The organism is Streptomyces mangrovi (genome assembly GCF_900114215.1).
Classification (GTDB): domain Bacteria; phylum Actinomycetota; class Actinomycetes; order Streptomycetales; family Streptomycetaceae; genus Streptomyces; species Streptomyces barkulensis.
This window is the reverse complement of record NZ_FOSG01000008.1, coordinates 142973-169529: the sequence shown is the minus strand read 5'-3', so window position 1 is coordinate 169529 and position 26557 is coordinate 142973. Positions and strand designations below refer to the sequence as shown.

Sequence of the window (26557 nt, the reverse complement as noted above, 5' to 3'; positions counted from 1 at the left end):
TCAGCCGGAGCCTTCTCGCATCTTCGCGACCGCGCCCGGGGCCGCCGAACGGCGTAGCACCGTCCGGGTCCGGGCGCGTGAACCCGCCTGTCCACGGGCCCGGTTGCGGTCCCGGACAGTCCGTCGGGCGACAATCCCCGTACAGGTGAATGGACTAAACCACCCGGCGGGCGCCGTCACGGGCGCCGCGGCGGGGCGCCCGCGACGGCTCGTCTGGCACGCGGTCACCTCCCGGCCCCGACGGGCCGGGAGGTGACGGGAGACGACGGAAGCGGCCGCGGCCGTCCCGGGTGCCGGCACCGAGGGTGATCCCGGGTGCCGGTACGGGACGGCCGCGGCCGCCGGGTGGTGCGGCCGGGCGGTGGAGAGGCGGGGACGGACGGACCACCGCTCCGGCTCGTCACCGGCCGGCGGCACCGCTCGTACCGGTGCCGCCGGTGGTGTGGGTTGGAAGCCCCCCGGTGCGGCCGCCGTCGACCAGACCGGACCGGGGGGCCGGCTTCATCCCCCTCGGCCGCTACTCCTCGCCGAAGAGGTCCGCGTAGGTGGCCAGGGCGAGAGCGGCGTCCGCCTGGGCCCAGAAGCGGTGGTAGGTGAACGTCGGCGCCTCGCCGCCGTTCAGGTAGCTCTCCACCTTGTTGAACTGCGGATCGTCCCTGTAGAAGGAGCGGATCGACAGGAAGGTGGAGTCGGAGTCGATCCGGTCGCCGTTGGGCATGGTGCCGGTCCAGCCCTCGGGGACGTACACCGGGTTCTCGAACCGCTCGAAGTCGGTCCGGGTCTCCTCCACCGCGATGCCCATGGCGTCCTGGTGGTGGTCCCACATGGCGTCCATCAGCGCCTTGGCGGTGCTCCTGGCCTCCTCGTCGCCGGACTTGGCGGCGTAGTACATCAGGGTCTTGGCCAGGGCCGCGGTGACGCCGACGTCGGTGGAGTAGTCGCGGACCGTCACGTGCAGGTCCGAGTTGTCACCGGGGTTGTCGGGGTCCCAGGTGTCGGGCTTGCCCGACCACTGGAGCGTCGACGGGATCTGGTAGTTGCCGTCGGGGTTGACGGTCACCTCGGACAGGACCCACGGGACCCACTTGTCCAGGACCTCCTCGGCCGTGGCGTTGCCGGTCTCGTGGTAGAGCTCGGCGACGCGCTCCATCGACCAGGCCTGCATGCCGAACCACTGGTTGGACGGCGGGTCGTGGTAGACGGGCTTCTCGTCGTAGAACATGCCGTAGAAGGTGGGGGTGCCGGCCGGCGGGGTGCCGTAGTCGCCCTCCCAGCTGTTGGTCGCGCCGCCCGCGATGCCGCCCTCGTCGGACTGCAGCCAGCGGTAGAACTCGACCTGGCGCTGGAGGCTCTTCTCCCAGTCCGACACCGCGGTGGAGCCCTTGGGCTTCAGCTCCGGGACGGTGGTCAGGGCGTGGGCCGTCATCGGGTTCTGGTAGCCGAAGTGGTTGTGGCTGCTGCCGATCCGCCAGGCCCAGCCGGCGCTGGTGTCGGTGGCGCCGCCCCAGGCGTAGTACCAGGACAGCAGGTAGTGCGCGCTGTCCTTGCCGGTGCCGGCGGGGCAGGAGGTGGGACCGGTGCAGTCGCCGATCTTCTTGAAGTACTTGTCGAAGAAGGCGTAGCGCAGGTAGTCGCCCATCTTCGCGGCCTTGGACAGGGTCGCGGAGATCTCGGACTTCTTCCCCTGCTCCTCGGCCCACATCTCGGCCCAGTAGGCGGCCTGGATGGCGCGGGCGTCGGCGTCGGGGGCGTTGGTGAACTTCCACTGCTCGGCGTAGCCGTCGTCGTCCATGAACAGGTCGAGGTACCCGTTCTCACCGCCGAAGGTGAAGTCGTCGCAGGTGGGCTGCGGGACGGTCTCCCACACCGACTCCTGCGAGCCGCGCTGGAAGGTGTTGATGTACGACGGCGCGTCCGACTCCGGCCCGCCCTGGCAGACGCTGCCGGGCTCGTTGCCGTAGCCGTAGACGTTGTCCACGTCCTGCAGCCAGTGCATGCCGTAGATCTCGTCGGTGCCGTAGGCGCTGCGCAGCTCGCCCGCGATCGGGTCCACGCCTACGGGGACGTTGCCGTCGATCGCCGACGGGTAGTCCTCGGGGGTCGGGTGCTCGGCCGCGTAGGTGGCCGGGCTGGAGGGGTCGTAGAAGCTGTTGGTCGGCTGGTCGTCGGCCGTGGGGATCATGTAGTCCTCCATGATCTGCCACGACTCGTTGAACGGGTCCCAGTCCTCGGTGACCTTGCCGTACATGGCCTGCAGCCAGATGAGGTAGCTGTAGGCCTCGGAGGTCGTCTCGTGACCGTGGTCGGGGGCCTCGACCATCAGCGTCTCGACGGAGTGGTAGGGGATGCCCTCCGGCGAGAAGTACCCGTTGGCCGGGTCGAAGATCTTGTTGTAGAGCTCCAGGAAGCGGTCCTCGTACTCGCCCCCGTCACCGGAGCCGGACAGCTGGGTGACCGTCACCTCGGCCGCGTCGTGGCCGGGGGCGCTGACGGTGAAGGTCGCCGCTCCGGTGCCGGTCTCGTCGGCGGCGACGGTCACCTCCTGGGGGGTGTCCCAGTCGGCGGGCGTGAAGGTGAGCGAGGCGCCGTCGGCCACGGACAGACCGGTGTTCCCGCCGGTGCGCTCCACCGTCGCCGTCACGGTCTCGGACGGCTGCTCGGAGAGCCTGACGGCGAACCGGGCGGTCTCCCCCTGGCGCACGCCGAGCTGGGCCGGGGTGACGACCACGGCGGGGCCGTCGGTCACCTCGACACCGACGGGGGTGGACTCGCTCGACATCCCGTTGGAGTCGTGGGCGACGGCGTAGATCGAGTAGTTGCCGGCCGGGACGTCCTCCCAGTCGAAGGAGTAGGGCGCCGTGGTGTCGGTGCCCAGCAGCTCGGTGTCGCTGTAGAACTCGACCTTCTCGATGGTGGCCCCGGACTCCGTCGCCCGCGCGTCGGCCGCCAGCGCGATGGTGGCGCCCGCGGAGAAGACCGCGCCCGCTCCTGGGCTGGTCAAAGTGGCGGTGGGGGCGGAGAGGTTGCCGCCGCAGCGGGTGCCGTTGACCGAGAACGAGGTCGGGTCGGTGTTGGTGCCGCTGTAGCTGAAGTTGGCGCCGGCGGTGACGGCCGCGCCGGCGCCGATGCTCGTGCTGTAGGTCGGGTTCTGGACCGTGACGGTCCTGCCGGACTGCGACCACCGGCCGTTCCAGCCCTGCTGGAGCTGCTGGTTGCCGCTGTAGTCGTATGTCAGGGTCCAGTCCTCGATGGCCTCGGAGCCCCGGTTGGTGATGGTGACGTTCGCGGTGAAGCCGGAGCCCCAGTCGTTCTTCGTGTAGTCCACGCTGCACTGGAGGGCGGCGGCCTGGGCCGTCCCGCTCAGGGCCGAGGTCAGCCCCAGTGGGAGGGAGATCGCGACGGCTGCTGCCACCAGCAGCTTCCTGGTTCTGCCTCTGGGAGGCCTGGGCGGTACGCCCGTGACTGGTAACGCGCTCATGCGGGGGTTCTCTCCTCGCAGCTCGGTGGGGAAGAACTGTGCCTGGACCGTGCCTGACAGGGACGTGTGGAGGAACTGAAACCAGTGGGAGCGCTCCCAAGCGTCAACGCGGACATGACACCTGTCAAGACTCCGAACAAGAAGACCCTGTCGAAGGAATTCGATCCGCCAATTACTGAACGCACTCTGGCCACAATCGGAAGTTGGCGCTACGTTCTCCTTCAACCAGTGGGAGCGCTTCCACAGTCGTGCGCCAGGGACGGCGCGTTCGACCGACCAGGAGCCGCTTCATGTACCCCCCACCGCGCCCTCGGGCGTTATCCGGCACCGCGGCGCCCGCCGCGGCGCGCCTTCACGGCCACACCGGCCGGCTCACCCCTTCACGACGCCCCCCGTCCTTCCCCGGCACCGATACCGGAGCACGCTCCGGGAGGCCGTGCCCGGAGGCGGGAGCGGAGCGGGACCTCGCTCCGTGCCGCAACGGCGGTCGTTCCCCACCGCGGCGGAAGACCCCTCCGTCCGGGACTCGCACCCGTGACACGACCGCACCCCCGATGCGGAGCTGGGCTCCGTCGTCATCCGGAGAACACCGGAAGGAAGAGGAAGAGATCGCATGACAGGCACCAGAAAACCGGCGCGCGGGCGCCGGACGGCGCTGCTCGCCGCCGGCGCGCTGATAACCGGCGCGCTCGGCGCGGGCGGCATGATGCAGGGGACCGCCGTGGCGGCACCCGTCTGCACCGTGGACTACCAGGTCGCCAACGACTGGGGCAACGGCTTCACCGCCTCGGTCACCGTGACCAACAACGCCGCCTCCGCCGTGAGCAACTGGAAGGTGGAGTGGGACTATGCGGGCAACCAGCAGGCCGGATCCGGCTGGAACGCCACCTTGTCCCAGAGCGGTGCGCACGTGACCGCCACCGCCCCCACGTGGAGCTCCACCCTGTCCTCGGGCGGTTCCGCGAACTTCGGTTTCAACGGGACCTACTCCGGCTCGAACCCGGTGCCCGACACGTTCACGCTGAACGGCACCACCTGCAACGTGGACGGCGGCGACCCGGGCGACCCCGATGACCCGGACGACCCGGATGACCCCGGCGACCCGGGCGACCCCGGTGACCCGGGCGACCGCGTCGACAACCCGTACGAGGGCGCCCAGCTCTACGTGAACCCGGACTGGTCCGAGCAGGCCGCCGAGAGCGGCGGCGCGGCGATCGCCGACGAGCCGACCGCCGTGTGGCTGGACCGCATCTCCGCCATCGAGTCGGGCTCCGCCGGCGAGAACACCATGGGCCTGCGCGACCACCTCGACACCGCCCTGGAGCAGGGCGCCGACGCGCTCCAGATGGTCACCTACAACCTGCCCGGCCGCGACTGCTCCGCGCTCGCCTCCCAGGGTGAGCTCGGCCCGGACGAGATCGACCGGTACAAGAACGAGTTCATCGACCCGATCGCGGAGATCGTCGGCGACCCGAAGTACGCCGACCTGCGGATCATCAACATCGTCGAGATCGACTCGCTGCCGAACCTGATCACCAACGTGGGCAGCCGTGAGACGGCCACCGAGAACTGCGACGAGATGCTGGCCAACGGCAACTACGTCGAGGGCGTCGGCTACGCCCTGGCCACGCTCGGCCAGTTCGACAACGTCTACAACTACATCGACATCGGCCACCACGGCTGGCTCGGCTGGGACAACAACTTCACCCCCACCGCCGAACTGCTCTACGAGGCCGCCAACACCGCGGGCGCCACGGTCAACGACGTCGCCGGCTTCGCCGCCAACGTCGCCAACTACGGTGCGCTCGTCGAGCCGTACTTCAACATCGGCGACTCGGTGAACGGCACCTCGGTCCGCCAGTCCGACTGGGTCGACTGGAACCGCTACGTGGACGAGCAGTCCTACGCCCAGGCCTTCCGTGAGGAAGCCGTCCGGGTCGGCTTCAACTCCGACGTCGGCGTGATCATCGACACCTCCCGCAACGGCTGGGGCGGTCCGGACCGTCCCAGCGGTCCCGCGGCCAAGACCGATGTCAACTCCTATGTCGAGGGCAGCCGCATCGACGGCCGGATCCACACCGGCAACTGGTGCAACCAGGCCGGCGCCGGCCTCGGTGAGCGGCCGCAGGCCTCGCCTGCCTCCGGTATCGACGCCTACGCGTGGATCAAGCCCCCGGGTGAGTCGGACGGCGCCAGCGAGGACATCCAGAACGACGAGGGCAAGCGCGCCGACGAGATGTGCGACCCCAGCTACGAGGGCAACGTCCGCAACGGCAACAGCCCCTCCGGTGCCCTGCCCGACGCACCGGTCTCCGGCCACTGGTTCCAGGCCCAGTTCGAGGAGCTGCTGCGCAACGCCTACCCGCCGATCGACTGATCACCGGTTGATCACCGTACAGCGGTAGGACGGCTCGAAAGGGGGCCGGTCGGTACGCCGGCCGGCCCCTTCGCCGTGTCCGCGTGAGCGCCGCGTCCGCGTGAGCGCCGCGTCCGCGTGACCGGCCGGGGACCGTCGGGGGTCAGGAGGACGCGCGGCGGATCAGCTCGGTCGGCAGCACCCGGCTGGAGCGGTCGTCCCGGCCCGCCTTGCGGCCCTCGATCTGCTCCAGCAGCACCCGGGCCATCGACCGGCCCATCTCCTCCAGCGGCTGCCGCACGCTGGTCAGCGGCGGGTCCATGTGACGGGCGACGGCCGAGTCGTCGAAGCCGACCAGGGCCACGTCCTCGGGCACCCGGCGGCCGGACTCGCGCAGCACGGCGCGGACGCCCGCGGCCATCACGTCGGAGGCACAGAAGACGGCGTCCAGGTCGGGCCGCCGCGACAGCAGTTCCCGCACGGCGCGGCGGCCGCCCTCCTCGGTGAAGTCGCCGACGGCCACCAGCCGTTCGTCCTCCTCCAGGCCCGCGGTGCGCAGCGCGTGGCGGTACCCCTCAAGACGGCACTGGGCGACGTACATGTCCAGCGGCCCGGTGATGGTGGCCACCGCGCGCCGGCCGCGGCCGATCAGATGCTCCACGGCGGTCTGGGCACCGCCGGTGTTGTCGCAGTCCACGTACGGCACCGGTTCGTCGCCGCTGCGGCGGCCGCTGAGGACGGCGGGCATCTCGATGCGTTCCAGCAGGTCGGGCAGGGGGTCGTCGGCGTGCACGGACACCAGCAGCACACCGTCCACCCGGTGGGCGGCGACGTACTGGGCGAAGCGGTCGCGTTCCTTGGGGTTGCGGATCAGGGTCAGCAACAGCTGCATGTCGGTGTCGGCGAGCTCGGTGCTGACGCCGCGGATGATGCCGGAGAAGTAGGGCTCGGCGAACAGTCTGGTCTCGGCCTCGGGAATGACCAGCGCGATCGCGTCGGTGCTGCCCGCGGCCAGCGCCCGGGCGGCCCGGTTGGGCACATAGCCCAGTTCGGCGATCGCCTGCTGGACGGCGGTACGCGTCTGGTCGCTGACGTTGGCGGCGCCGTTGATCACCCGGGAGACAGTACCGCGGCCCACCCCCGCGTAGGCGGCGACCTGCTCCAGAGTGGGCCGTTGGCCCCGCCTTCCGCTCACTGTCATGACCGCCTCCCCAGCGTGTACGGGCTCGACCGCAAGGGCCGGTCGGCCCTTGCACCAGTATCGATCAGCCACCGAAGCTAACAGCCGGATAACTGCGCCGGGTCAGTGTGTCCATTCCCTTGACACCCGCGCCAGGGAACCGCGACTCTTCAACTCATCACGTCTGGGAGCGCTCCCAAAGGACTTGACCCATACAGAACCCGCACGTTCCCGCCCGAGCCGCAGCACCATCCGTCACCGCGGTCCCCCACACCCTTCCACGGCCGGGAGTGAAACGTCAGGGCGCTAGGAGGACGCAGTGCGCAAGACCCGCACCACCCGCCGAGCCGTGGCCCTCATGGCCGCCGCGGCGATCGGCACGAGCCTGCTCGCCGGATGCGCGAGCGACGACGACTCGGGCGACAAGGCCGGGGGAACCGACAGCAAGGGCAAGACCGTCATCACCGTCGGCCTCTTCGGCACCTTCGGCTTCCAGGAGGCCGGGCTCTACAAGGAGTACGAGAAGCTCAACCCGAAGGTCAAGATCGAGCAGAGCGTCGTCGAGCGGAACGAGAACTACTACCCGCAGCTGCTCACCCGCCTCGCCAGCAACAGCGGCCTCGCCGACATCCAGGGCATCGAGGTGGCGAACATCGCCGAGGTCGTCCAGACCCAGGCGGACAAGTTCACCGACCTGTCCAAGGCCGGCGGCGTCTCCAAGGACGACTACTTCGACTGGAAGTGGAACCAGGCCACCACCGCCGACGGCAAGACCATCGGCCTGGGCACCGACATCGGCCCGATGGCCATCTGCTACCGCAAGGACCACTTCGAGGCCGCCGGCCTGCCCACCGACCGCGACGAGGTCGGGAAGCTGTGGGAGGGCGACTGGCAGAAGTACCTCGACACCGGCAAGAAGTTCATGGACAGCGCCCCCAAGGGCGTCAAGTGGGTCGACTCCGCCAGCGGTCTGTACAACGCGGCCATCTCCTCCAGCGCCACCCGCTACTACGACGAGCAGGGCGAGGTCGTCTACAAGACCAACCCCGACGTCAAGGAGGCCTGGGACGTCGCCGCGGAGGCCGCCTCCGAGGACATGACCGACAAGCACGAGCTGTTCACGGACTCGTGGAACAAGGCCATGAACAACGGCACCTTCGCCACGCTCTCCTGCCCCGCCTGGATGCTCGGCTACATCCAGGACAAGGGCGGCGAGAAGGCCGAGGACAAGTGGGATGTCGCTCCCGCGCCCAAGGCCGGCAACTGGGGCGGCTCCTTCCTCGGGGTGCCCGAGAGCAGCAAGAACAAGGAGGAGGCGATCAAGCTCGCCGCCTGGCTGACCGCCCCCACCCAGCAGGCCAAGCTCTTCGCCGAGCGCGGCAGCTTCCCCAGCGCCCCGAAGTCGTACGAGACCCCCGAGGTCGCCGAGGCCACGCACGAGTACTTCTCGGACGCCCCCATCGGTGAGATCTTCTCCAAGGCGGCCGAGGGCATCCCGACCCAGGTGATCGGCCCGAAGGACCAGGTCATCCAGGAGAACATCACCCGCAGCGGCCTTCTGCAGATGGAGCGCAGCGGTCTGTCCTCCGACAAGGCCTGGGAAGAGGCCACCAAGGCAGTCGACAACGCCCTGGACGAGTGATCGACAAGTGACCACTACCGGTTCGCCGGTGTCCGCGCCCCCCGTCAAGCAGGGGGGCGCGGCCCCGCGCCACAAACATGTCCCCTCCTCCCGCGAGGACCGGCGGCGGGCACGCCGCAGCCGCTGGTACCAGCGGGACGTGAAGTGGAGCCCCTACGGCTTCGTCGCCCCGTTCTTCCTCTTCTTCGGGGCCTTCAGCCTCTTCCCGCTGCTCTACACGGGCTGGGCGTCCCTGCACAAGGTGTCGCTGACGGCCCCCACCGACATGGAGTGGGCCGGGCTGCACAACTTCACCCGGCTGCTCGAGGACGACTTCTTCTGGAACGCCCTGCGCAACACCTTCAGCATCGGGATCATCTCCACCGTGCCCCAGCTGCTGATCGCGCTCGGGCTGGCCCACCTGCTGAACTACAAGCTGCGCGGCGCCACGTTCTACCGCGTGGCCATGCTGGCCCCCTACGCCACCTCGGTGGCCGCGGCGACCCTCGTCTTCGTCGTGCTCTTCGGCCGTGACTACGGCATGATCAACTGGTTCCTGGGCTTCGTCGGGTTCGACCCCGTCAACTGGCACGAGGGCATGACCTCCCATTTCGCGATCTCCGCGATCGTGATCTGGCGCTGGACCGGCTACAACACCCTCATCTACCTCGCTGCCATGCAGGCGGTGCCCAAGGACCTGTACGAGTCGGCGGCGCTGGACGGCGCCTCGCGCTGGCAGCAGTTCGTCCACGTCACCATCCCCGCGCTGCGGCCGACGATCCTGTTCACGGTCGTCGTCTCGACGATCGGCGCGACACAGCTGTTCGGCGAGCCCCTGCTGTTCAACCCCGGCGGCGGTGCGAACGGCGGTCCGGCCCACCAGTACCAGACCCTGGGCCTGTACCTGTACGAGCAGGGCTGGGTCAACCTGCACCTGGGCCGGGCCTCGGCCATCGCCTGGATGATGTTCCTGATCCTGGTGCTGATCGCGCTGGTCAACTGGCTGATCTCGCGCGGCATGCAGAAGCGGGAGCTGGGCCGCAAGACCGCGAGGAGGCGCTCATGAGCGTGCTGGACTCCGACCGCGCCACGTCCCCTCGGACGGCGCCCGAGCCCGGCGGGGCGGACCACCGCACCGGCCGCGGCCGCATGCGGGGGCGGGCCGGCGGCGCCGGCGGCACGCTGCACGGCGGCAAGCTGACGTACGCGGTGCTGTTCCTCGTCACCGCGATCGCGCTCTTCCCGCTGTTCTGGACGGCCGTGGCCGCGTCCCGGAACAACACCCGGCTCGCGGAGATGCCGCCGCCCTTCTGGTTCGGCGGCAACCTCTTCAAGAACCTGCAGATCGCCTGGACCGACGCCAACATGGGCCTGGCGCTGTTCAACACCACCATCGTCGCGGGGTCCATCGCGGTCGGCACCGTGCTGTTCGGCACGATCGCCGGGTTCGCGTTCGCCAAGCTGCGGTTCCGCTTCCGGAACCTGCTGCTGATGCTGACGATCGGCACCATGATGGTGCCGCCGCAGCTCAGCGTGGTGCCGCTGTTCATGGCGATCGCCGAGCTGGAGTGGACCAACCAGCTCCAGGCCGTCATCCTGCCGACCTTCGTCAGCGCCTTCGGCGTGTTCTTCATGCGGCAGTACCTGCTGGAGGCGCTGCCGACCGAGCTGATCGAGGCCGCGCGGGTGGACGGCGCGAGCAGTCTGCGCATCGTGTGGCACGTGGTCTTCCCCGCCGCCCGGCCCGCGATGGCCGTGCTCGGCATGCTGACCTTCGTGATGGCCTGGAACGACTTCTTCTGGCCGATCATCGCGCTGACCCAGCAGAACCCGACCGTCCAGGTCGCCCTGACCGGTCTGGGCCGGGGTTACATACCCGACCAGTCGGTGATCATGGCCGGCGCGCTGCTGGGCACCCTGCCGCTGCTGCTGATCCTGACCGTCTTCGGCAAGCAGATCGTCGGCGGCATCATGCAGGGGGCGGTCAAGGGCTGACCGGCAGCCCTCCCGTCTCTCAGCCCCCCACGTCATCCCCTTCCGTACAACCTTTGATGGGAGCGCTCCCATATGAGCCAATCCTCCTTCCCCGCCAACTTCCTGTTCGGCTCGGCCACCTCCGCCTACCAGGTCGAGGGCGCCGCCGCCGAGGACGGGCGCACGCCGTCCATCTGGGACACCTTCTGCCGCACCCCCGGCAAGGTGCTCGGAGGCGACACCGGCGACGTCGCCGTGGACCACTACCACCGCTGGCGCGACGACGTGCGGCTCATGGCGGACCTCAACCTCAACGCCTACCGCTTCTCCATCTCCTGGTCCCGCGTCCAGCCCACCGGCCGCGGCCCCGCCGTCCAGCGCGGCCTGGACTTCTACCGCTCGCTGGTCGACGAACTGCTGGCCAAGGGCATCACCCCCTGGATCACGCTGTACCACTGGGACCTGCCCCAGGAACTGGAGGACGCCGGCGGCTGGCCGGAGCGCGCCACCGCCGAGCGGTTCGCCGAGTACGCCTCCCTGGTCGCCGGCGCGCTCGGCGACCGCGTGGAGCACTGGACCACCCTCAACGAGCCCTGGTGCTCGGCCTACCTCGGCTACGGTTCGGGCGTCCACGCCCCCGGCCGCACCGACCACGCCGACGTACTGCGCGCCGCCCACCACCTCAACCTCGCCCACGGACTGGGCACCCAGGCCCTGCGCGCCGCCCTCCCCGGCCGCGCGCAGATCGGCGTCAGCATCAACCCGGCCGCCGTCCGGGCCCTCACCGACGACCCCGACGACCTGGACGCCAGGCGGCGCATCGACGCCCTGGCCAACCGGATCTTCGACGGCCCGATGCTGCGCGGGGTGTACGACGAGGACCTGATCCAGGACACCTCGCGCCTGACGGACTGGAGCTTCGTCAAGGACGGCGACCTGGCGGACATCCACCAGCCGCTGGACGCGCTGGGCATCAACTACTACACCCCCACCCTGGTCTCGGCCTCCGCCGACCGGAAGCTGCCGCGCCGGGACGGGCACGGCGGCGGCGAGCAGTCCCCCTGGCCGGCCGCGGAGGACATCGCCTTCCACCAGACCCCGGGCGAGACCACCGACATGGGCTGGACGATCGACCCCACCGGTCTGCACGACCTGCTCATGCGCTACCACCGCGAGACCGGCGGCATCCCGCTCTACATCACCGAGAACGGCATGGCCTGCGACGACAAGCCGTCCCCCGACGGCACCGTCCACGACCCCGACCGCATCGCCTACCTCCGCGGCCACCTGGACACCGTCCGGCGGGCGATCGCCGACGGCGCCGACGTGCGCGGCTACTTCCTGTGGTCCCTGCTGGACAACTTCGAGTGGGCGTACGGCTACAGCAAGCGCTTCGGCACGGTGTACGTGGACTTCGAGTCCCTGGAGCGCGTCCCCAAGTCCAGCGCCCGCTGGTACGCCGAGGTCGCCCGGACCGGTGAACTGCCCGCGCCCGGGGCGCTGGACGCGGTGGACGCGCTGGACACGGTGGGAGACCCGGTGGCCGACTGAGGCACCCGGCGGCCGGGCGGTCTGACCGGAGGGCCTGACCGGGGCAGACCGGAACGCACCGGCCGGACCGGGCGGGGCGCAGCGGGCGTGGGGGGTGGAGACCGCTGCGCCCCGCCTGTCGTGGGGGGTGGCTGGTTCACGGGGGCCGGCTCCCCACCGGCCGGGGGGGACCGGCGGGGCCGGGGCGGGAGGACTCAGCGGGGAGGCGGCTCGGCGCTCTCCCGCGCTCCGTCGGCCGCGGCGGACGATTCCGCGGTGGCCGCGGCGGCCGGCGCGGGGCCCGGCTCCGCCGTGGCCGTACCGGCCAGGACCAGCCCGCCGGCCGCCACGATCGCCGCCACGGCCGCGTCGGCGATCGGCTGCCGCCGCCCGCCCGGGCGGCGCCACTGTGCGGCGATGCTCCTCATCGCACTCCTGCCTCGATCCAGGGGGAACGTGGACAGGGAGCACGCTAGCGAGGCCGGTCCCGGCGAACCACCCGTTCCGGGCGGGCGTCCGGGAACTTATGGCTCCCTTAAGGCCGGTCTACGGAACGGCTGAGGAATCACCACTTTCGGCGCACGCCCCGTCGCACTCTGTGTCCGCGCCGGCGGCTCGCCCCGGCGGCGGGCCCTCCGTCCGAGGACAGCAGGAGCCGTACCTCCGTCCCGCCGAGCACCGAGCGCCCGATCCGCACGTCGCCGCCGGTGGACTCCGCCACCCGCCGCACGATGTCCAGGCCCAGGCCCGTGGAACCGGGCCCGCCGTCGCCGTGGCCGCGGCGCAGCGCCGCGTCGGGGTCGTCGATGCCGGGGCCCGCGTCGGAGACCAGCACGATCACCGAGTCGCCGGCGGCCGAGCGGTGGACGTCCACGGCGAAGGCGGTGCCCTCCGGAGTGTGGCGGAAGACGTTGCCGAGCAGCGCGTCGAGGGCGGCGGCGAGGTCGGCGCGGGCCACGGGGACGCGCACCGGCTCCCCGACCCCGGCCAGCTCCGCGTCGCGGCCCTCGTCCTCGGCGAGCGCGGACCAGAAGTCCATCCGCTCCCGGATCACCTCACAGGCGTCGCAGAAGGCGCCGCCGCCCGGCGCGTCCGGCGGCTGGGTCCGCTGCTCGCGCGCGGTGCGGATGATGTGGTCCACCTCCCGCTCCAGCTGCGCGACGGCCGCGCGCGTCTGCTCGGCGGCGTCGCCGGCGCCGAGCGAGGCGGTGTTGAGGCGGAGCACGGTCAGGGGGGTGCGCAGCCGGTGGGACAGGTCGGCGGCCAGCTCCCTCTCGTTGGCGAGCAGTTGAGCGACCTGATCGGCCATGGAGTTGAACGCCGCCGCGGCCAGGCGCAGTTCGGCGGGCCCCTCCACCGGGACCCGCACCGCCAGCCGTCCCGTGCCCAGTTCCCTGGCGGCCCCGGCCAGCCGCTCGGCGGCGCCCACCATACGGGTGCCGAGCCGGTCGGCGATGACGACGGACGCCACGACGAGCGCGAGGCCGGTGCCGGCCAGAACGAGCCAGGCGGTGGTGACACCGCCCGTGACCTCCTCCTCGGGCACGAACACCTCGACGACGGCGGACCGTTCGGTGGTGACCGGCTGGAGCAGCACGAAGCCGCCCTCGACGGGTACGACGGCGGCCCCCTCCAGTGGGGCTGTGGCCTTCAGCCTCCCCTCGTCCAGGCGGCGTTCACCGATCTCGGCGCTCCCGTCCTCCCGGCCCGGGGGCGCGTACACGGCGATCCGCCCGGCGGCCTGCGCCGGCATGCTGGCCAGTCCGCGCTGGAGCGGTCCCCGGTCGCCGCCGGTGGCGGCGAGCAGATGGGTGACGGAGGCGGCCAGCCGCTCGGCGCCCGTGAAGGCCCGGTCGCGGGCCATCTCCTTGACCACCAGCGCCAGGGGTACGGCGAAGGCCACCACGACCATCGCGGTCACGGCGATGCACACCTTGACCAGCGCCCGTCTCATGGGCTCCTCCCCCTCTCCCCCGCCGTCCCGTCCCGGCCCCGGCGCCCCCGGCCGGGTTCACTCCCGCGGGGGCTCCAGTTTGACGCCCACACCGCGCAGTGTGTGCAGATAGCGGGGGTTGGCCGCGGTCTCGCCCAGCTTCCTGCGGAGCCAGGAGAGATGGACGTCGATGGTCTGGTCGTCGCCGTAGCTCTGCTGCCAGACCTCCGCCAGCAGTTCCCTGCGCGGCACGACGACCCCGGGGCGCTGCGCGAGGAAGGCCAGCAGGTCGAACTCCCGGCGGGTCAGGTCCAGTGCGCGCCCGTCGAGTTCGGCCTGCCGCCGCAGCGGGTCGATGACCAGCCCGCCGGCCCGTATCGCCCGCTCCGCCCCCGCGCCCGTGCCCGCGCCCGTGCCCGCGCCCGTTCCGGCGCGGCGCAGCACGGCGGCCATCCGGGCCGACAGGTGCTCCACGGAGAACGGCTTGACCAGATAGTCGTCGGCACCGTCGTTGAGCAGCCGGACGATCTCCGCCTCGTCGTCCCGCGCGGTGGCGATGATCACGGGCACCTGGGTGATCCCGCGCAGCATCTTCAGCGCCTCGGCCCCGTCGAGGTCGGGCAGTCCGAGGTCGAGGATCACCACGTCGAACCCGAGGTGCGCGACCTCCCGCAGCGCCTCCAGGGCCGTCCCGACGCTGCGTACGGTGTGGGAGGCCTCCGTCAGGTGCCTGATCAGGGCGGAGCGTACGAACTGGTCGTCCTCGACGACGAGTACACGTGCCATGGGCGGCACGGTACGTCATGCGCGGGCGCGTCAAGGAGGGGTCGGCACCGCGTCAGCCGGGGTTCGCCCGGTGGCGGGGCTCCCCAAGCTCCCGGCCCCCGGCCGGAGGTCCGGGGAGGCGGCGAGCGGGGTGAACTTCGGCCGGCGCGGCGCTAGGGTGCGCGGGATGCGACGAGGACTGGTTCACGCGGGCGCGTGGATACTGGCCACCGGGTCGGCGGTGGCCCTGTCCTGGTTCGGTGTGCGCACCGTGGTGTCACAGGCCGCGTACGACCTGCCGCGGATGCCGCCGATCACCTCGGGCACCCCGGCGCCGTCCGCCTCGCGCCACAGTCCCGAGCCGGAGACCGCCTCCACCCGGCGGCCCAGGTCCTCCTCGACCGCCCGCTCCCCCGTGGCGTCCGGGCCCTCCGTCTCGCGCGGCTCCGCCGGGACCCGCCGGGACGCCGGGCCGGGCGAGGGCACTCCGCGCGCGGGCAGGACGTCCGGGAACGTGGAGAGCCGCGAGGTGCGCGGCGGCCGGGTCGCCTTCGACCTGGGCCGGGACTCGGCCGCCCTCATCTCGGCGTCTCCCGGTCCCGGCTGGGAGATGCGGGTCTGGCGGGGAAGCGAGTGGATACGGGTCACCTTCACCCGGGGCGAGGAGGCGTCGTCGGTCTTCTGCGTCTGGGACGGCACCCCGCCGCGGGTGACGGTCGACGAGCACGGGGGCTGACGGCCCGGGGCGGCGGCGGGGTACGGCGGCCGGTTCAGCGCCGCTGGAAGACCCGCGCGGGCGGCTGCGGCGAGGGGGTGGCGGTGGCGTCCGTGACGGGGGCGGCGCCCCCGGTGAAGCCGGCCAGCGCGCGACCGTGTTCGACCCGGCCGGGGTGCGGGTCGCCCGCCGCGCGCCGGGTGATCTCGGCGACGGGCAGCGCCCGGTCGCAGGCGGCCAGGACGGCGTTGCCGAAGCGCCGTCCGCGCAGCACGGCGGGGTCGGCGATCAGGCACAGTTCGGGGAAGACGGCGGCGGCCGTGGCGACCTGCGCGCGCAGATGGGCCAGCGGCGGCCCGTCGGCGAGGTTGGCGGCGTAGAGCCCGCCGGGACACAGCACCCGCCGGACCTCGGCGAGGAACTCCGCGCTGGTCAGGTGGGCGGGGGTGCGGGCGCCGCCGAAGACGTCCGCGACGACCAGGTCGGCCCCGTCCTCGGGGAGCCTGGCGAGCCCGGCGCGGGCGTCGCCGCCGCGCACCCGTATCCGCCAGGCGCCCTCCAGCGGCAGCTCGCGGCGGACCAGGGCGGTCAGCGCGGCGTCCGCCTCGAAGACCTGCTGGGTGGAGCGCGGCCGGGTGGCGGCGGTGTAGCGGGCGAGGGTGAGCCCGCCGCCGCCGAGGTGCACCGCCCGCAGCGGCCGCCCGGGCGGTGCGGCCAGGTCGATCAGATGGCCGATCCTGCGCTGGTACTCGAAGTCCAGGTGCGTCGGGTCGTCGAGGTCCACATGGGACTGCGGTGCGCCGTCGAGCAGCAGCGTCCAGGCGCGCGGCCGGTCCGGGTCCGGCAGGAGCTGGGCCAGTCCGCCGTCGACCGGCTCGCTCACCGGCTCCCTGGTCCGCCTGCCGCCCTCGCGTCGCCGTCCGTTCCTCGCCACACCGTCCAGTATCACCCGTACGGCCCACCCGCGCCCCGCAGGACCGCGGCCGCGGCCGCTCCCCGGCGTCCTCAGGAACCGCCCTCGGCGGCGGCGATCGTACGGGCCGCCTCGCTCAGCGCGTCACGCAGCCGCGCCGGCTCGGTGGTGCCCGTGTGCGCGCTCTCCGGGGGCACCAGCCATCCGGTGCCCGCCACCGGCGGATCGGCGGGCCGGCCGAAGCGGCGGTGGACCGGGAAGCAGACGCTGCCCGGCAGGTCCCAGCCGTCCGCGGTGCCGGGCGGAACCAGGAAGCCGAGGGTGCCGCCCGCCCCGTCGTACAGCACCGGGCCCACGCACTCGCGCAGGCGCAGGATGTCGACGGCCTCCAGGCCGTGCCGCGCGGGCACGGTCACCAGTTCGCAGGGCGCGTCCGGCACTCCGGCGGGCGGCGGGCCGCCGCCGGTCTCGCGGCCGGTGTCCAGCACGGGGGAACCTCCTCCTGGGTCGTCCTCCACGTTCGCTACACGAGGCTCAACGAACCGGTCTGTCAACCGCTACGGCGCAATGCCGCCGCAAAGGATGGCAGTTGATGGCAGATCACGTGTTGGATATCCCGTTCGTCGGCAAAACATCTCGTATGTTCCATGAGGCGGCCGGTACGGTCCCGGCCATGGCGTCGTCACCGTCACCCTCAGCGCCGGCGGGTCCGGGCCGTCAGCCCAATCTGGCCTTCCGGCGGTTGCGCGGGCGGCTCTCGCCCGGGGAGTTCGCGGCGGTCGTCCGCAGGGCGGCCCGGGAGATAGGCGAGAGCGTCTCCTGCGACGCCCGGTACGTCGGGCGGGTGGAGGCGGGGGAGATCCGCTGCCCCAACTACGCCTACGAGCGCGTGTTCCTGCACATGTACCCGGGGTACTCGCTCACCGATCTGGGCTTCGAGCCCCGTCAGGCGGTTCGCGGGCGCACCGCGCGCGGACGGGGGGCGTACGACGCCGCGGGCACGCCCGAAGACGCCCGCACCCGCCCCGGCTCCGCCCTGCCGGAGCCGCTCCGCCCGACCCGCGATCCGAGCCACGGCCCGAGCGATCGCCCGACCGACGAGGAGAACGACGTGCTGCGTCGCGCGTTCATGACCGGCGGCCCGGCCGCAGTGGCGGCGGTGTGCCTGGAGTCCCCGGAGTCCCTGGCGCACCCGGCCGCCGGCGCGCCCCCCGCCGCCGCCCGGAGCGGCCGGCCCGGCACGTCCGAGGCCGCGGCCGTCGAGGAGACGGTGCGCGGCATCCGGCTGCTGGACGACCGGTACGGCGCCGACGGCCTCTACCACCGGGCCGGCGGAGCGCTGCGGGCCGCGTACGACCTGCTGGACACGGGCGCCCGGCGGCAGCCGACCGCCGACCGGCTGCACACCTGGACCGGTGAGCTGGCCCTCTCCGTGGGCTGGCTGGCCCACGACTCGGGCCGTCTCACCGAGGCCCGCCCGCACTACGCCGAGGCCCTGGCCATCGCCCGGGTGGCCGGGGACGAGGCCCTGGAGGCGCACGCTTTCTGCAACACCTCCTTCCTCGCCCGCGACGCCGGGCGCCCCCGGGAGGCGGTACGGGCCGCGCAGGCCGGGCAGCACATCGCCCGCCCCCTGGGCTCGGCGCGGCTGCTGTCGCTGCTGGCGGCGCGCGAGGCGGGCGGCTGGGCCCTCCTCGCCGACCGCACGGCCTGCGAGGAGTCGCTGAGCCGGGCGCGGACGCTGTTCGACCACGGCCCCCGCGACGCCGACCCGGAGTGGATGACCTTCTACGGCGAGGCCGAACTGAACGGTCTGGAGGCGCAGTGCTGGGCGGCGCTGGGCGACTGGGGGCGCGCGGCACGCCGCGCGCGCCGCGCGGTGACCCTCCAGGATCCGCACTTCACACGCAACACCGCCCTGTTCACCGCCGAGCTGGCGGACGACCTCGCCGGCGGGGGCGAGGTGGAGGAAGCCGCCGGTTCCGCCGGCCGGGTGCTGGACCTGCTCGGCCAGGTGCGCTCCTCCCGCGTCGGCGGGATGCTCGACGGCACCGCCCGGCGGCTGCGCCACCACCGGGGCGTCCCGGCCGTCGCGGACTTCCTGGACCGCCTGGCCGAAGGGGCGCGGCCGGCCTGACGGCGGCCCGCCGCCCGTCCCTCACCGCCCCGGCCGGTCCAGGTGGCCCCGGTCGTTCCAGCTCTCGACGGCCGGCTCCCCGTAGGCCCAGCCCAGCACCGACAGCGCTCCCGCGTCCAGGCGCAGCCGTGCGGCGAAGGAGGGGTCCAGGCCCAGCCAGCGCGCGCCCAGCACCCGGAGCAGATGGCCGTGCGCGAAGACGAGCACATCGCGCTCCGCCGACCGCGCCCAGGCGACCACCTCGTCGGCGCGGGCGGCGACCTGCGCCAGGCGCTCGCCGCCGGCCACGCCGTCGCGCCAGATGAGCCAGTCCCGCCCCGCCCGCTCCCTGATGCCGTCCGGGGTCAGCCCCTCGTAGGCGCCGTAGTCCCACTCCAGCAGCGCGTCCCAGTCGGTGGCCCGCTCCCCGAAACCCGCCAGGTCGCAGGTCTCCCTCGCCCTCGACAGCGGGCTGGTGCGGACCTCGGCGTCCGGGAGTCCGCCCCAGGGCGCGCCGCGCAGCCGCTCCCCCAGGGCGCGAGCCATGCCGCGCCCCTCCTCCAGCAGGGGGACGTCTGTGCGGCCGGTGTGCCGCCCGGACCGGGACCATGCGGTCTGACCATGCCGGACCGCCAGGATGCGCGCTGCCATTCCATGCCTTCCGTAAGGGACTCCCGGCACCGCCGGGCTCACGGCCATCATCGCGCGCCGGGCCCGTGCGCCGCCGCACCGAGCCCGCACGGCGGCCGTCCGCCGCCGACGGCGGGGGCGGGGGCGGCGGTCCGCACCGGCGGCTTCGGACGACCTCAACTCCATCGGTGTCACAGGCGGATGTCACACTTCCGCGGGTGAGCTACAACCCCGACAGCCAAGCGACGACAGCCCTGCGCCGACGGCTCACCGAGCTGCGCGGCGCCGACGTCGCGCCCCGGCCGATGGACGCGCGGGCGCTCGCCGCGCTGGCCGCCAACCCGGGCTGCCGCCGCCGGGCGCTGCTGGACGGCGCCGGGGTGGACAAGGGCGCGCTGGCTGAGGCGCTGGGCTCCCCCGCGCCCTTCGGACAGTCGCAGTTCGCGTTCGTCCGCGGCCACGCCTTCGAGGCGCGGGTGAAGGGGGACGGCGGCGCCGAGCTGATGCGCCTGGTCCACTCGCGCACCGCCGCGGCCGACACCCCGGCCCCCGAGCCCGGCGGGGTGTCCGTGCCCGACCTGTCGGCGCCCGGCCCCGCCGGGCGCGCGGAGCGCACCCGGCAGGCGCTGGAGCGGGCGACGGCCGACGGCGGCTGGACGCTGCTGGACCACCCGATGGTGCGGCTGGACGTGGCCGGTTCCCCCGTCCATCTGGAACCCGACGCGGTGGCGGTCCACCCGGACGGGCGCTGGACGGTGGTGGAGATCAAGTCCTTCCCGATCCTGGACGGTTCGGCCGATCCGGCCAAGGTCGGCGCCGCGGCCCGGCAGGCGGCCGTCTACGCCCTGGCGCTGAAGGCGCTCGGGGTGCCCGGCGGCCGGGTGGACGACCGGGCGCTGCTGGTCTGCCCGAAGGACTTCTCCAACCTGCCCACCGCCGAGGCTCTCGACCTGCGCAGGCAGATCGCCACCACCCGGCGGCAGCTGGCCCGGCTGACGCGGCTGGAGGAGATCGCCGCCGCACTGCCCGAGGACGCCACCTTCGACCCGGCGCGCCCGCCGGCCGAACTGGCCGGTTCCGTCGAGTCGGTGCCGGCCGCCTACGCGCCGCAGTGCCTGTCCACCTGCGAACTGGCCTTCCACTGCCGCGACCGCGCCCGGTCCGAGGGCGCGGTGGAGGTGCTGGGCCGCGAGGTCCGCGGGGAGCTGGGCGGGCTGACCACGGTCGGAGCGGTCCTGGCGGCCGCCCGCGACGAGGCGTGCGGCACCGCGGACCGCTCGCCGAACCGCTCACCGCAGGAGCCCGCCGGGGACCCGGCCGCCGCCGCGCTGCGCCGCGCGGCCCGGCTGCGGGCCGAGGCCCTCGCGGCCGCGAGGAGGCCCTGATGTCGCTGGTGACCACCCTGGCCCGGATCGAGGCCGCGGCCACGGGCCGGGCGCGGCCCGTGGCGACGGTGCGCCACCGGCACCTGGCCGAGCGGCCCCTGGTACTGGTACCGCTGACCACCGCCGGCGAGGTCGGCGCCCCACTGGGCGCGATGGTGGGGACGGACCGGGACGCGCCCCGCCTGCTGGTCGTTCCCCAGCCGCGCGACCGCACGCTGCGCTTCGCCTTCCTCGCCGAGCTCGCCGAAGCCGTACTGCCCCATCTGGAGGCCGCGCAGGACGAGGTGGAGGTCGTCGAGCGCTCCGAGACCGATCCGGAGACGGGGAGGCAGGCGAAGGTCGAGGTCGAGCTGTGCGCGGACGCGCCGCAGCTGGTCGTGCCCAGCGCCGCGGGCGTCGCCTACGTGCGGCTGCTGGGCCGGTCCATGCGCTTCCGCCGCACCGCCGAGGAGGATCCGCGGGCCGCCCACCCCGCCCCGCCCCGGCTGCCGCTGCTGGGAAGGTGGCTGACGCACTACGGGGAGCGGGCCCGGGTGCCCGGCTCCTCGCTGCTGCTGGCCGTCACCGAGGTGCTGGGCCGCCACTGGGCCACGGGCCAGAGCCGTCTGGAGGACCAGCACCTGGGCGCCCTGCTGGCCTGGATCACCGCCGGGGAGGGCGAGTCGGGCGCGGAGGCGGCCCTCCGCGCCGAGCTGGCCCGCGACCGCGACGGGCTGCTGCTCACCCCGCCCGCGGGACCTGCCACCGATCCGGCCTTCGACAACCGCAGGCTGGCCCCGGCCGTCGCGCGGTACGACGCGGGGCTGCCCGGCGCCGAGGCGGAGATCCGCGAACTGGTCGCCTCCCAGCTGCGGCCCACCTGGGACGCGGTGTGGCGGGGCCTGGACCTGCTGCGCGCGCTGCCGCCCGGCGCGCATGTCGCCGACCGCTGGAAGAGGGACCGCTGGTCCTACACCGCCCACCGCGACCGGGTGCGCGGCGGCGAGCCGCCGCAGCCGAGGCGCGACGACGCGGTGACGGCGGCCCGCAAGCTCGCCTCCCGGGAGACGGCCCAGGCGGAACTGGCCGCCCAGGAGGCGCTGGACGACCCGCTGGTGATGGCTCAGCGGCGGATGGCCGGGGAGGCGTTCGAGGGCGAGGTCGTCGAGGTGGAGACGGCGTACTCGTCGGGGAAGCGTCCGATGCCGCGCCCGCTGGTCACCGTCCGCACCGGTGACCGGCCGCACCTGGAGGGGGACGAGCGGCTGTACCGGGCCCTGGAGAGCGGGAAGCCGCAGCCGGGGACGTTCGCCGGGTCCCCCGCGCCGGGGCTGGTGACGGTACGGCTGACCGGCGGCATGGGCCGCGGCAGGGAGCCCGAGGCCGGTTCGGTGCCGGAGGTGGGCGAGACGGTGTGCTGGACGCTGTTCGAGCACGCGCCGCGCGGCGGACCGGATCTGCCGGATCCGGAGGAGACGCCGTGGACGCACGGCGGCCCGCCCGACCCCGACGCCCTGGACGCGCCCGACCCCGTGACACCGGAGGACCTGCTGTGAGCGGCACCCCGGCCGGCGCCCCCGCCGGCACCGCGTCCCCCGCCGGTGCCGGCTCCGGAACCGGCACCGTGCCCGACCCGGGCTCGGCCGCCGCCGAGGCGACCGGCGCGATCCTGCGCGACGTCCTCTCGGGCGCCCACCGCGGTGTGGTCGTGGACTCGCCGCCCGGCGCCGGCAAGACCACGCTGGTGGTGCGTGCCGCACGGGAGCTGGCCGCCGCGGGCCGGCCGCTGATGATCGTCGCCCAGACCAACGCCCAGGTCGACGACCTCGTGGACCGGCTGGCGACCGCCGAACCGGAGCTGCCGGTGGGCCGGCTGCACAGCAGCGAGGCGCAGCCCTACTCCCCGGCGCTGGACCGCCACCCGTCGGTGGTGAAGTCCTCGAAGGCCGCGGATCTGGCCGGGCTGGACGTGGTGGTCTCCACGGCCGCCAAGTGGGCCCATGTCCGGGGGGCCGGGCCGTGGGAGCAGGCCATCGTGGACGAGGCGTACCAGATGCGCTCCGACGCGCTGCTGTCGGTGGCCGGGCTGTTCGAGCGGGCGCTGTTCGTCGGCGATCCCGGGCAGCTCGACCCGTTCAGCCAGGTCGGCTCCGAGCAGTGGGCGGGGCTGTCGTACGACCCGTCGGCCAGCGCCGTGACCACGCTGCTGGCCCACAACCCGGACCTGCCCGTGCACCGGCTGCCGGTCTCCTGGCGGCTGCCCGCCTCGGCCGCGCCGCTGGTATCGAGGGCGTTCTACCCCTACACCCCGTTCCGCAGCGGCACCGGACCGGGCGAGCGGCGGCTGGAGTTCGCACAGCCCTCCGACGGCTCCTGCGTGGACCGGGTGCTGGACGAGGCGGCCGGCTCCGGATGGGGGCTGCTGGAACTGCCCGCCCGCCACACCCCGCGTACCGACCCGGAGGCGGTCGCGGCCGTGGCGGCGGTGGTGCGGCGGCTGCTGGACCGCGGTGGCGCGGCGTTCGGCGAGCGCTCCGGGGAACCCGACCCGGTGACGGCCGAGCGGATCGCGGTGGGCACCGCCCACCGCGACCAGGCGGCGGCCGTCCGCGCGGCGCTGGCCCGCCTGGGGGTGACGGACGTCGCGGTGGACACCGCCAACCGGCTCCAGGGCCGCGAGTTCGATGTGACGGTGGTGCTCCACCCGCTGTCGGGCCGCCCGGACGCCACGGCCTTCCACCTGGAGACGGGACGGCTGTGCGTGCTGGCCTCTCGCCACCGGCAGGCCTGTGTGGTGGTGTGCCGGGCGGGCGTCCCCGAGCTGCTGGACGAGTACCCCTCGGCCGAGCCGGTCCAGCTCGGCGTCACGGTCAAGTTCCCGGACGGCTGGGAGGCCAACCACGCGGTCCTGGCCCATCTGGCGGAGCACACCGTGGCCTGGTGAGCGCTCCCGGTGGGGGGCGGCCGGACGGGGCGGCCGCCCGGACCCGCCCCGGGCGGCCGGGAGGGTGGACAATGGAACGCTGCCCACGACCGACGGAGGTATCTCCATGTCCGAGCCGAACCCGGCTCCGGAACGGCGCGGCGGTGAGCCGCGCCATCGGCGCCCCGCGCCGCTGCTCTTCGAACCGCCGGACGCCGCCTCGGACCCCGAGCACTTCTTCGACCTGGAGTCCATCGAGGATCCGCGCGAGCTGCTGGGCCGCGCCACCGAGCTGGCCCTGGCCTTCCGCGCGGCGGCGGACCGGGCCATGGAGTTCCAGGCCATGGCGGCGGCGCAGCTCGCCGACCCCGGGCGCTTCGACCGGCTGCCGGACGAGGCGATCGCGGAGCGGGCCGAGTGGACGGCCGACTACGCCCGCAAGATGATCGAGTTCGGCCGCGAGCTGATGAGGGACCGCACTCCGGAGTGACGGCGCGGAGGTGACGGCGGCCAGGCTACGCCCGCGGCATATGCGGGCGCGGAAGATACCGGACGCCGCCGCCCCGCGTCCCGTTTTCGCGGATTTCCAGGGACGGTACACAGGTTGCCGGTAGATGTTGTGGGCATGAACGATCCCGCCGCCTATGTGACCCCCGCCGGAGCCGAGTGGCTCGCCTCCTCCAGCGCCTTCCCGCGCAGCGTCCACGCCCTGTGGGCGGTGCGCCCGGGCGCACCGAGCACCCTGCCCTGCGGCACCGCCTTCGACGTGGTCAGCGTCGGCACGCTGTTCGGCCGCCGGATGCTGGACCGGCTGTGGACCGCGGGGCCGGGCACCGGCCCGGTGGCGCTCCACGCGGGACGGATGCTGCTGTTCGCCGAGCCCGGCACCGCCCAGCGGCTGCCGGCCCTGCTGCGCTGGCGGGAGTGGCGGGGCTCGTCCGCCCCGGCGGACGGCACGGCGGACGGCACTGCGGAAACGATCCCTCCGCTTCTGTGCTACGGCCTCGGCGACGCCGTGACCGTCCCTCCGCCGGTGCCCGGCGAGGGATGTCCGCCCACCACCCGCTGGCTGGTCGCCCCGGATGTCCGAAAGCCCTGGCTGCCGGGCACCGAGGCGCTGCTGTGGGCCTGTGTGCGGGCCGTTCGCGAGGGCGGCCGGGGGCTCGCCGGCGGCCGTGATCAACCGATTTCCGCTCCCTCGGATCAGGGTGCTAAGGTTTACCACGTCAACAGGCGCCGCTAGCTCAGTTGGTTAGAGCAGCTGACTCTTAATCAGCGGGTCCGGGGTTCGAGTCCCTGGCGGCGTACGGACAGCCGGAAGGCCTCCGCGGAAGCGGAGGCCTTCCGGCTTTCCCCGTCCGGCCCGCTCACACCCTCCCGGGGCCGGGGCCCGGCACTCCGCGCACGGTGACCTCCACCCGCCAGCCCTCCTCGGTGCGGTCCACGACCTCCACGCGCACGGTGCCCGTGTCCGCGTCCACCTCCACGGCCTCCCCCGGGCCCAGCGGCGCGTCGGCCAGTGGCGGGTACACCGAGACGCGGTCGCACGCCCCGGTGCCGGGGTGGCCGTCGACCACCTTGACGGGGCCTTGCGCCGAGGGGACGTCGTTGCGCACCCGGTAGACCAGCACGCCGCTGGTGCAGGAGGTGACGTCGTTGCCGCTGGGCTCCCTCGCCTCGATCGCCAGCGCCTCGCCGCGCCCCGTGCGGACCGCGACCAGCCGGGTGTCGGACCCGCCGGCCGGCCCCTCGCCGTCCGGCGCGCCGACCGCCCGCAGGGTGTGCCGGCTGACGCCCGCCTCGGCCCGGCAGTCGATCCGGCCGCCGTCCAGCCAGCCCAGCTTCCACTTGTGCCAGCCGAAGGGCTCCGGGGAGAGCCCGAACTGGCTGCCCATGATGTCCCAGTCGCCGACGTGGGTGTCCCAGTCGCCGTCGCCGTCCTCGGGCTGGTGGTAGAGGTCGGGCAGGTCGAAGATGTGCAGGGTCTCGTGGGCGAGGACGTTGCGGTCCGGCGGCTGCTTCTCGAAGACCGTCACGACCCGGTGCAGCTCGGTGCCGTCCACGGTGATCGGCTCGTCGAGGTTGACGACCTTGGTGGCGTCGGAGTTCACGCCCGGCGCGTCGGGGTCGGCGACGAGGTAGACGATGTCGTAGTCGCCGAAGTCCACGTGCGGGTCGGCCGCGGCGACCGCGTCGTGCAGGTAGGCGCCGCGCAGGTCCGGCTCCCAGTCGCGCTGTATCCCGTACGCCCGCGAGTCGGCCGCCATCTCCAGCCAGCGGGGCGTCACGTGCGGGCGCAGCCTGAACTTCCCGTAGGAGGCCCGCTCGAAGAAGTCCGAGGTCTCCGGGAAGTAGTCGGCGGCGATCTTGCGGGGGGAGGCGGCGGGCCGGGCCTCGGGGAAGGACAGGAAGACCATCAGCGCGTCGAGCTCTCCCAGGGGCCGGGGGTAGGCCGGGTGCCAGGTGTCCAGGCCCTCGGAGTGGTGGAGTGCGGTGCGTTCCAGGGCGCAGGAGCCGACTCCGGCCGCGACGGCGACCGGCCCGGTGACCAGGCTCGTGCCGACCAGCGCGGAGAACGCCGTGAGCACCGCCCCGGTCCTGCGGGAGCGGGGGCCCGGCCAGGAGCCGCCCGGCCGGGACACGGACTCGCTCCGTCCCCCTCCGGTCCACTCGGCCCTGCGCGTAAACCGCACATCGTCCTCCCGCGGTGGTGTCGGGGCACGGCGCCCCGGGGAGGGGCACGGCACCCACTGTGTGCCTTCCTGTGCCCGCGTGCCCCGTTCCGCTACGCCGTACGAGTGAGACCCCACAGGATCACCGTGCGTAACAATCGGTCATCATCGGTCGCCCGCGGGAAGTTGCCGCGCAGGAACGATCAGCCGCTCGAAAATGCGTCCCGGGGGTCCGCCGCACGGATCCGGAACACTCCGCGCGACACTGGCTCGGCCGCCCGATAAGCCTCTATGATCGGCACATTTCCAGGGCGGAAACCCCCACGAAGACCACCGGCCCGCCGCCCGGGCCACCTACACGAGACGAGTCCCCCGCGGGAGCGATCG

The 26557-nt window shown here is 73.4% G+C and carries 21 protein-coding genes and 1 tRNA gene; 13 read left to right on the top strand and 9 right to left on the bottom strand.

All coding sequences use genetic code 11. The annotated features are described in order from the left end of the window. Nucleotides 1–517 precede the first annotated feature (517 nt). Nucleotides 518–3478, bottom strand: a complete 2961-nt coding sequence (locus BM237_RS13700) for a glycoside hydrolase family 48 protein (protein ID WP_093849878.1) — start codon at nucleotides 3476–3478, stop codon at nucleotides 518–520. Between the two features lie 613 nt (nucleotides 3479–4091). Here BM237_RS13700 and BM237_RS13695 point away from each other — a divergent pair. Beyond that, on the top strand, nucleotides 4092–5855 hold the full coding sequence (locus tag BM237_RS13695; RefSeq protein ID WP_093849877.1) for a glycoside hydrolase family 6 protein: 1764 nt from the start codon (nucleotides 4092–4094) through the stop codon (nucleotides 5853–5855). Between the two features lie 142 nt (nucleotides 5856–5997). Here BM237_RS13695 and BM237_RS13690 read toward each other — a convergent pair whose 3' ends face one another. After that, a complete protein-coding gene (locus BM237_RS13690) occupies nucleotides 5998–7035 on the bottom strand; it encodes a LacI family DNA-binding transcriptional regulator (RefSeq protein WP_093849876.1) in 1038 nt (345 codons plus the stop codon). A 337-nt stretch (nucleotides 7036–7372) separates the two neighbouring features. On the opposite strand from BM237_RS13690, the gene BM237_RS13685 reads away from it, so the two are divergent. From BM237_RS13685 to BM237_RS13670, 4 genes are all read left to right on the top strand, one after another. Then, entirely contained in the window at nucleotides 7373–8656 is a 1284-nt protein-coding gene (locus tag BM237_RS13685) for an ABC transporter substrate-binding protein (protein WP_093850029.1), read from the top strand. A 28-nt stretch (nucleotides 8657–8684) separates the two neighbouring features. Next, on the top strand, nucleotides 8685–9701 hold the full coding sequence (locus tag BM237_RS13680) for a carbohydrate ABC transporter permease (protein ID WP_245793607.1): 1017 nt from the start codon (nucleotides 8685–8687) through the stop codon (nucleotides 9699–9701). Beyond that, entirely contained in the window at nucleotides 9698–10630 is a 933-nt protein-coding gene (locus BM237_RS13675) for a carbohydrate ABC transporter permease (protein ID WP_425443697.1), read from the top strand. The genes BM237_RS13680 and BM237_RS13675 overlap by 4 nt, the downstream gene beginning before the upstream one ends. A gap of 72 nt (nucleotides 10631–10702) precedes the next feature. Next, entirely contained in the window at nucleotides 10703–12160 is a 1458-nt protein-coding gene (locus tag BM237_RS13670) for a GH1 family beta-glucosidase (protein WP_093849874.1), read from the top strand. A 194-nt stretch (nucleotides 12161–12354) separates the two neighbouring features. Here BM237_RS13670 and BM237_RS13665 read toward each other — a convergent pair whose 3' ends face one another. The 3 genes from BM237_RS13665 to BM237_RS13655 form a co-directional block, all read right to left on the bottom strand. After that, complete coding sequence (locus BM237_RS13665) at nucleotides 12355–12567, bottom strand: hypothetical protein (RefSeq protein WP_093849873.1); 213 nt, start codon at nucleotides 12565–12567, stop codon at nucleotides 12355–12357. Between the two features lie 137 nt (nucleotides 12568–12704). Then, a complete protein-coding gene (locus BM237_RS13660) occupies nucleotides 12705–14093 on the bottom strand; it encodes a HAMP domain-containing sensor histidine kinase (RefSeq protein WP_093849872.1) in 1389 nt (462 codons plus the stop codon). 57 nt (nucleotides 14094–14150) lie between these two features. Beyond that, nucleotides 14151–14858 carry a response regulator transcription factor gene (locus tag BM237_RS13655; RefSeq protein ID WP_175540998.1) on the bottom strand — a complete coding sequence of 236 codons (708 nt, stop codon included), beginning with the start codon at nucleotides 14856–14858 and terminating at the stop codon, nucleotides 14151–14153. Between the two features lie 166 nt (nucleotides 14859–15024). Here BM237_RS13655 and BM237_RS29305 point away from each other — a divergent pair, with 166 nt between their 5' ends. After that, entirely contained in the window at nucleotides 15025–15573 is a 549-nt protein-coding gene (locus BM237_RS29305; protein ID WP_107415229.1) for a hypothetical protein, read from the top strand. 34 nt (nucleotides 15574–15607) lie between these two features. Here BM237_RS29305 and BM237_RS13645 read toward each other — a convergent pair whose 3' ends face one another. Together BM237_RS13645 and BM237_RS13640 are read right to left on the bottom strand one after the other, a co-directional pair. After that, a complete protein-coding gene (locus tag BM237_RS13645) occupies nucleotides 15608–16498 on the bottom strand; it encodes a spermidine synthase (RefSeq protein WP_412719938.1) in 891 nt (296 codons plus the stop codon). Nucleotides 16499–16557: 59 nt separating this feature from the next. Beyond that, nucleotides 16558–16953 carry a hypothetical protein gene (locus tag BM237_RS13640; RefSeq protein WP_425443696.1) on the bottom strand — a complete coding sequence of 132 codons (396 nt, stop codon included), beginning with the start codon at nucleotides 16951–16953 and terminating at the stop codon, nucleotides 16558–16560. A gap of 185 nt (nucleotides 16954–17138) precedes the next feature. On the opposite strand from BM237_RS13640, the gene BM237_RS13635 reads away from it, so the two are divergent. Next, nucleotides 17139–18602 (top strand): NsdA family TPR-like regulatory protein, encoded by a 1464-nt coding sequence (locus tag BM237_RS13635; RefSeq protein WP_093850025.1) that lies wholly within the window; start codon nucleotides 17139–17141, stop codon nucleotides 18600–18602. A gap of 21 nt (nucleotides 18603–18623) precedes the next feature. Here BM237_RS13635 and BM237_RS13630 read toward each other — a convergent pair whose 3' ends face one another. Then, entirely contained in the window at nucleotides 18624–19232 is a 609-nt protein-coding gene (locus BM237_RS13630; RefSeq protein WP_093849869.1) for a histidine phosphatase family protein, read from the bottom strand. 197 nt (nucleotides 19233–19429) lie between these two features. Here BM237_RS13630 and BM237_RS13625 point away from each other — a divergent pair, with 197 nt between their 5' ends. The 6 genes from BM237_RS13625 (at nucleotide 19430) to BM237_RS13600 (ending at nucleotide 24805) form a co-directional block, all read left to right on the top strand. Then, nucleotides 19430–20596: a hypothetical protein gene (locus BM237_RS13625; RefSeq protein ID WP_245793605.1), complete on the top strand. Its 1167-nt coding sequence runs from the start codon at nucleotides 19430–19432 to the stop codon at nucleotides 20594–20596. Then, the gene (locus BM237_RS13620; RefSeq protein ID WP_093849868.1) at nucleotides 20596–22131 is read left to right on the top strand and encodes a hypothetical protein; all 1536 of its coding nucleotides are present in this window, start codon (nucleotides 20596–20598) and stop codon (nucleotides 22129–22131) included. The genes BM237_RS13625 and BM237_RS13620 overlap by 1 nt, the downstream gene beginning before the upstream one ends. A 68-nt stretch (nucleotides 22132–22199) precedes the next feature. Further along, nucleotides 22200–23519, top strand: a complete 1320-nt coding sequence (locus BM237_RS13615) for an AAA domain-containing protein (protein ID WP_093849867.1) — start codon at nucleotides 22200–22202, stop codon at nucleotides 23517–23519. A 106-nt stretch (nucleotides 23520–23625) separates the two neighbouring features. Then, nucleotides 23626–23988: a DUF8844 domain-containing protein gene (locus BM237_RS13610; protein ID WP_093849866.1), complete on the top strand. Its 363-nt coding sequence runs from the start codon at nucleotides 23626–23628 to the stop codon at nucleotides 23986–23988. Nucleotides 23989–24123: 135 nt separating this feature from the next. Continuing rightward, nucleotides 24124–24741: a hypothetical protein gene (locus BM237_RS13605; protein WP_093850023.1), complete on the top strand. Its 618-nt coding sequence runs from the start codon at nucleotides 24124–24126 to the stop codon at nucleotides 24739–24741. Beyond that, nucleotides 24732–24805: transfer RNA gene (locus BM237_RS13600), tRNA-Lys, on the top strand. The genes BM237_RS13605 and BM237_RS13600 overlap by 10 nt, the downstream gene beginning before the upstream one ends. Before the next feature lie 60 nt (nucleotides 24806–24865). Here the strand turns inward: BM237_RS13600 and BM237_RS13595 are convergent. After that, a complete protein-coding gene (locus tag BM237_RS13595) occupies nucleotides 24866–26140 on the bottom strand; it encodes a M6 family metalloprotease domain-containing protein (protein ID WP_093849865.1) in 1275 nt (424 codons plus the stop codon). Nucleotides 26141–26557: the final 417 nt, after the last annotated feature.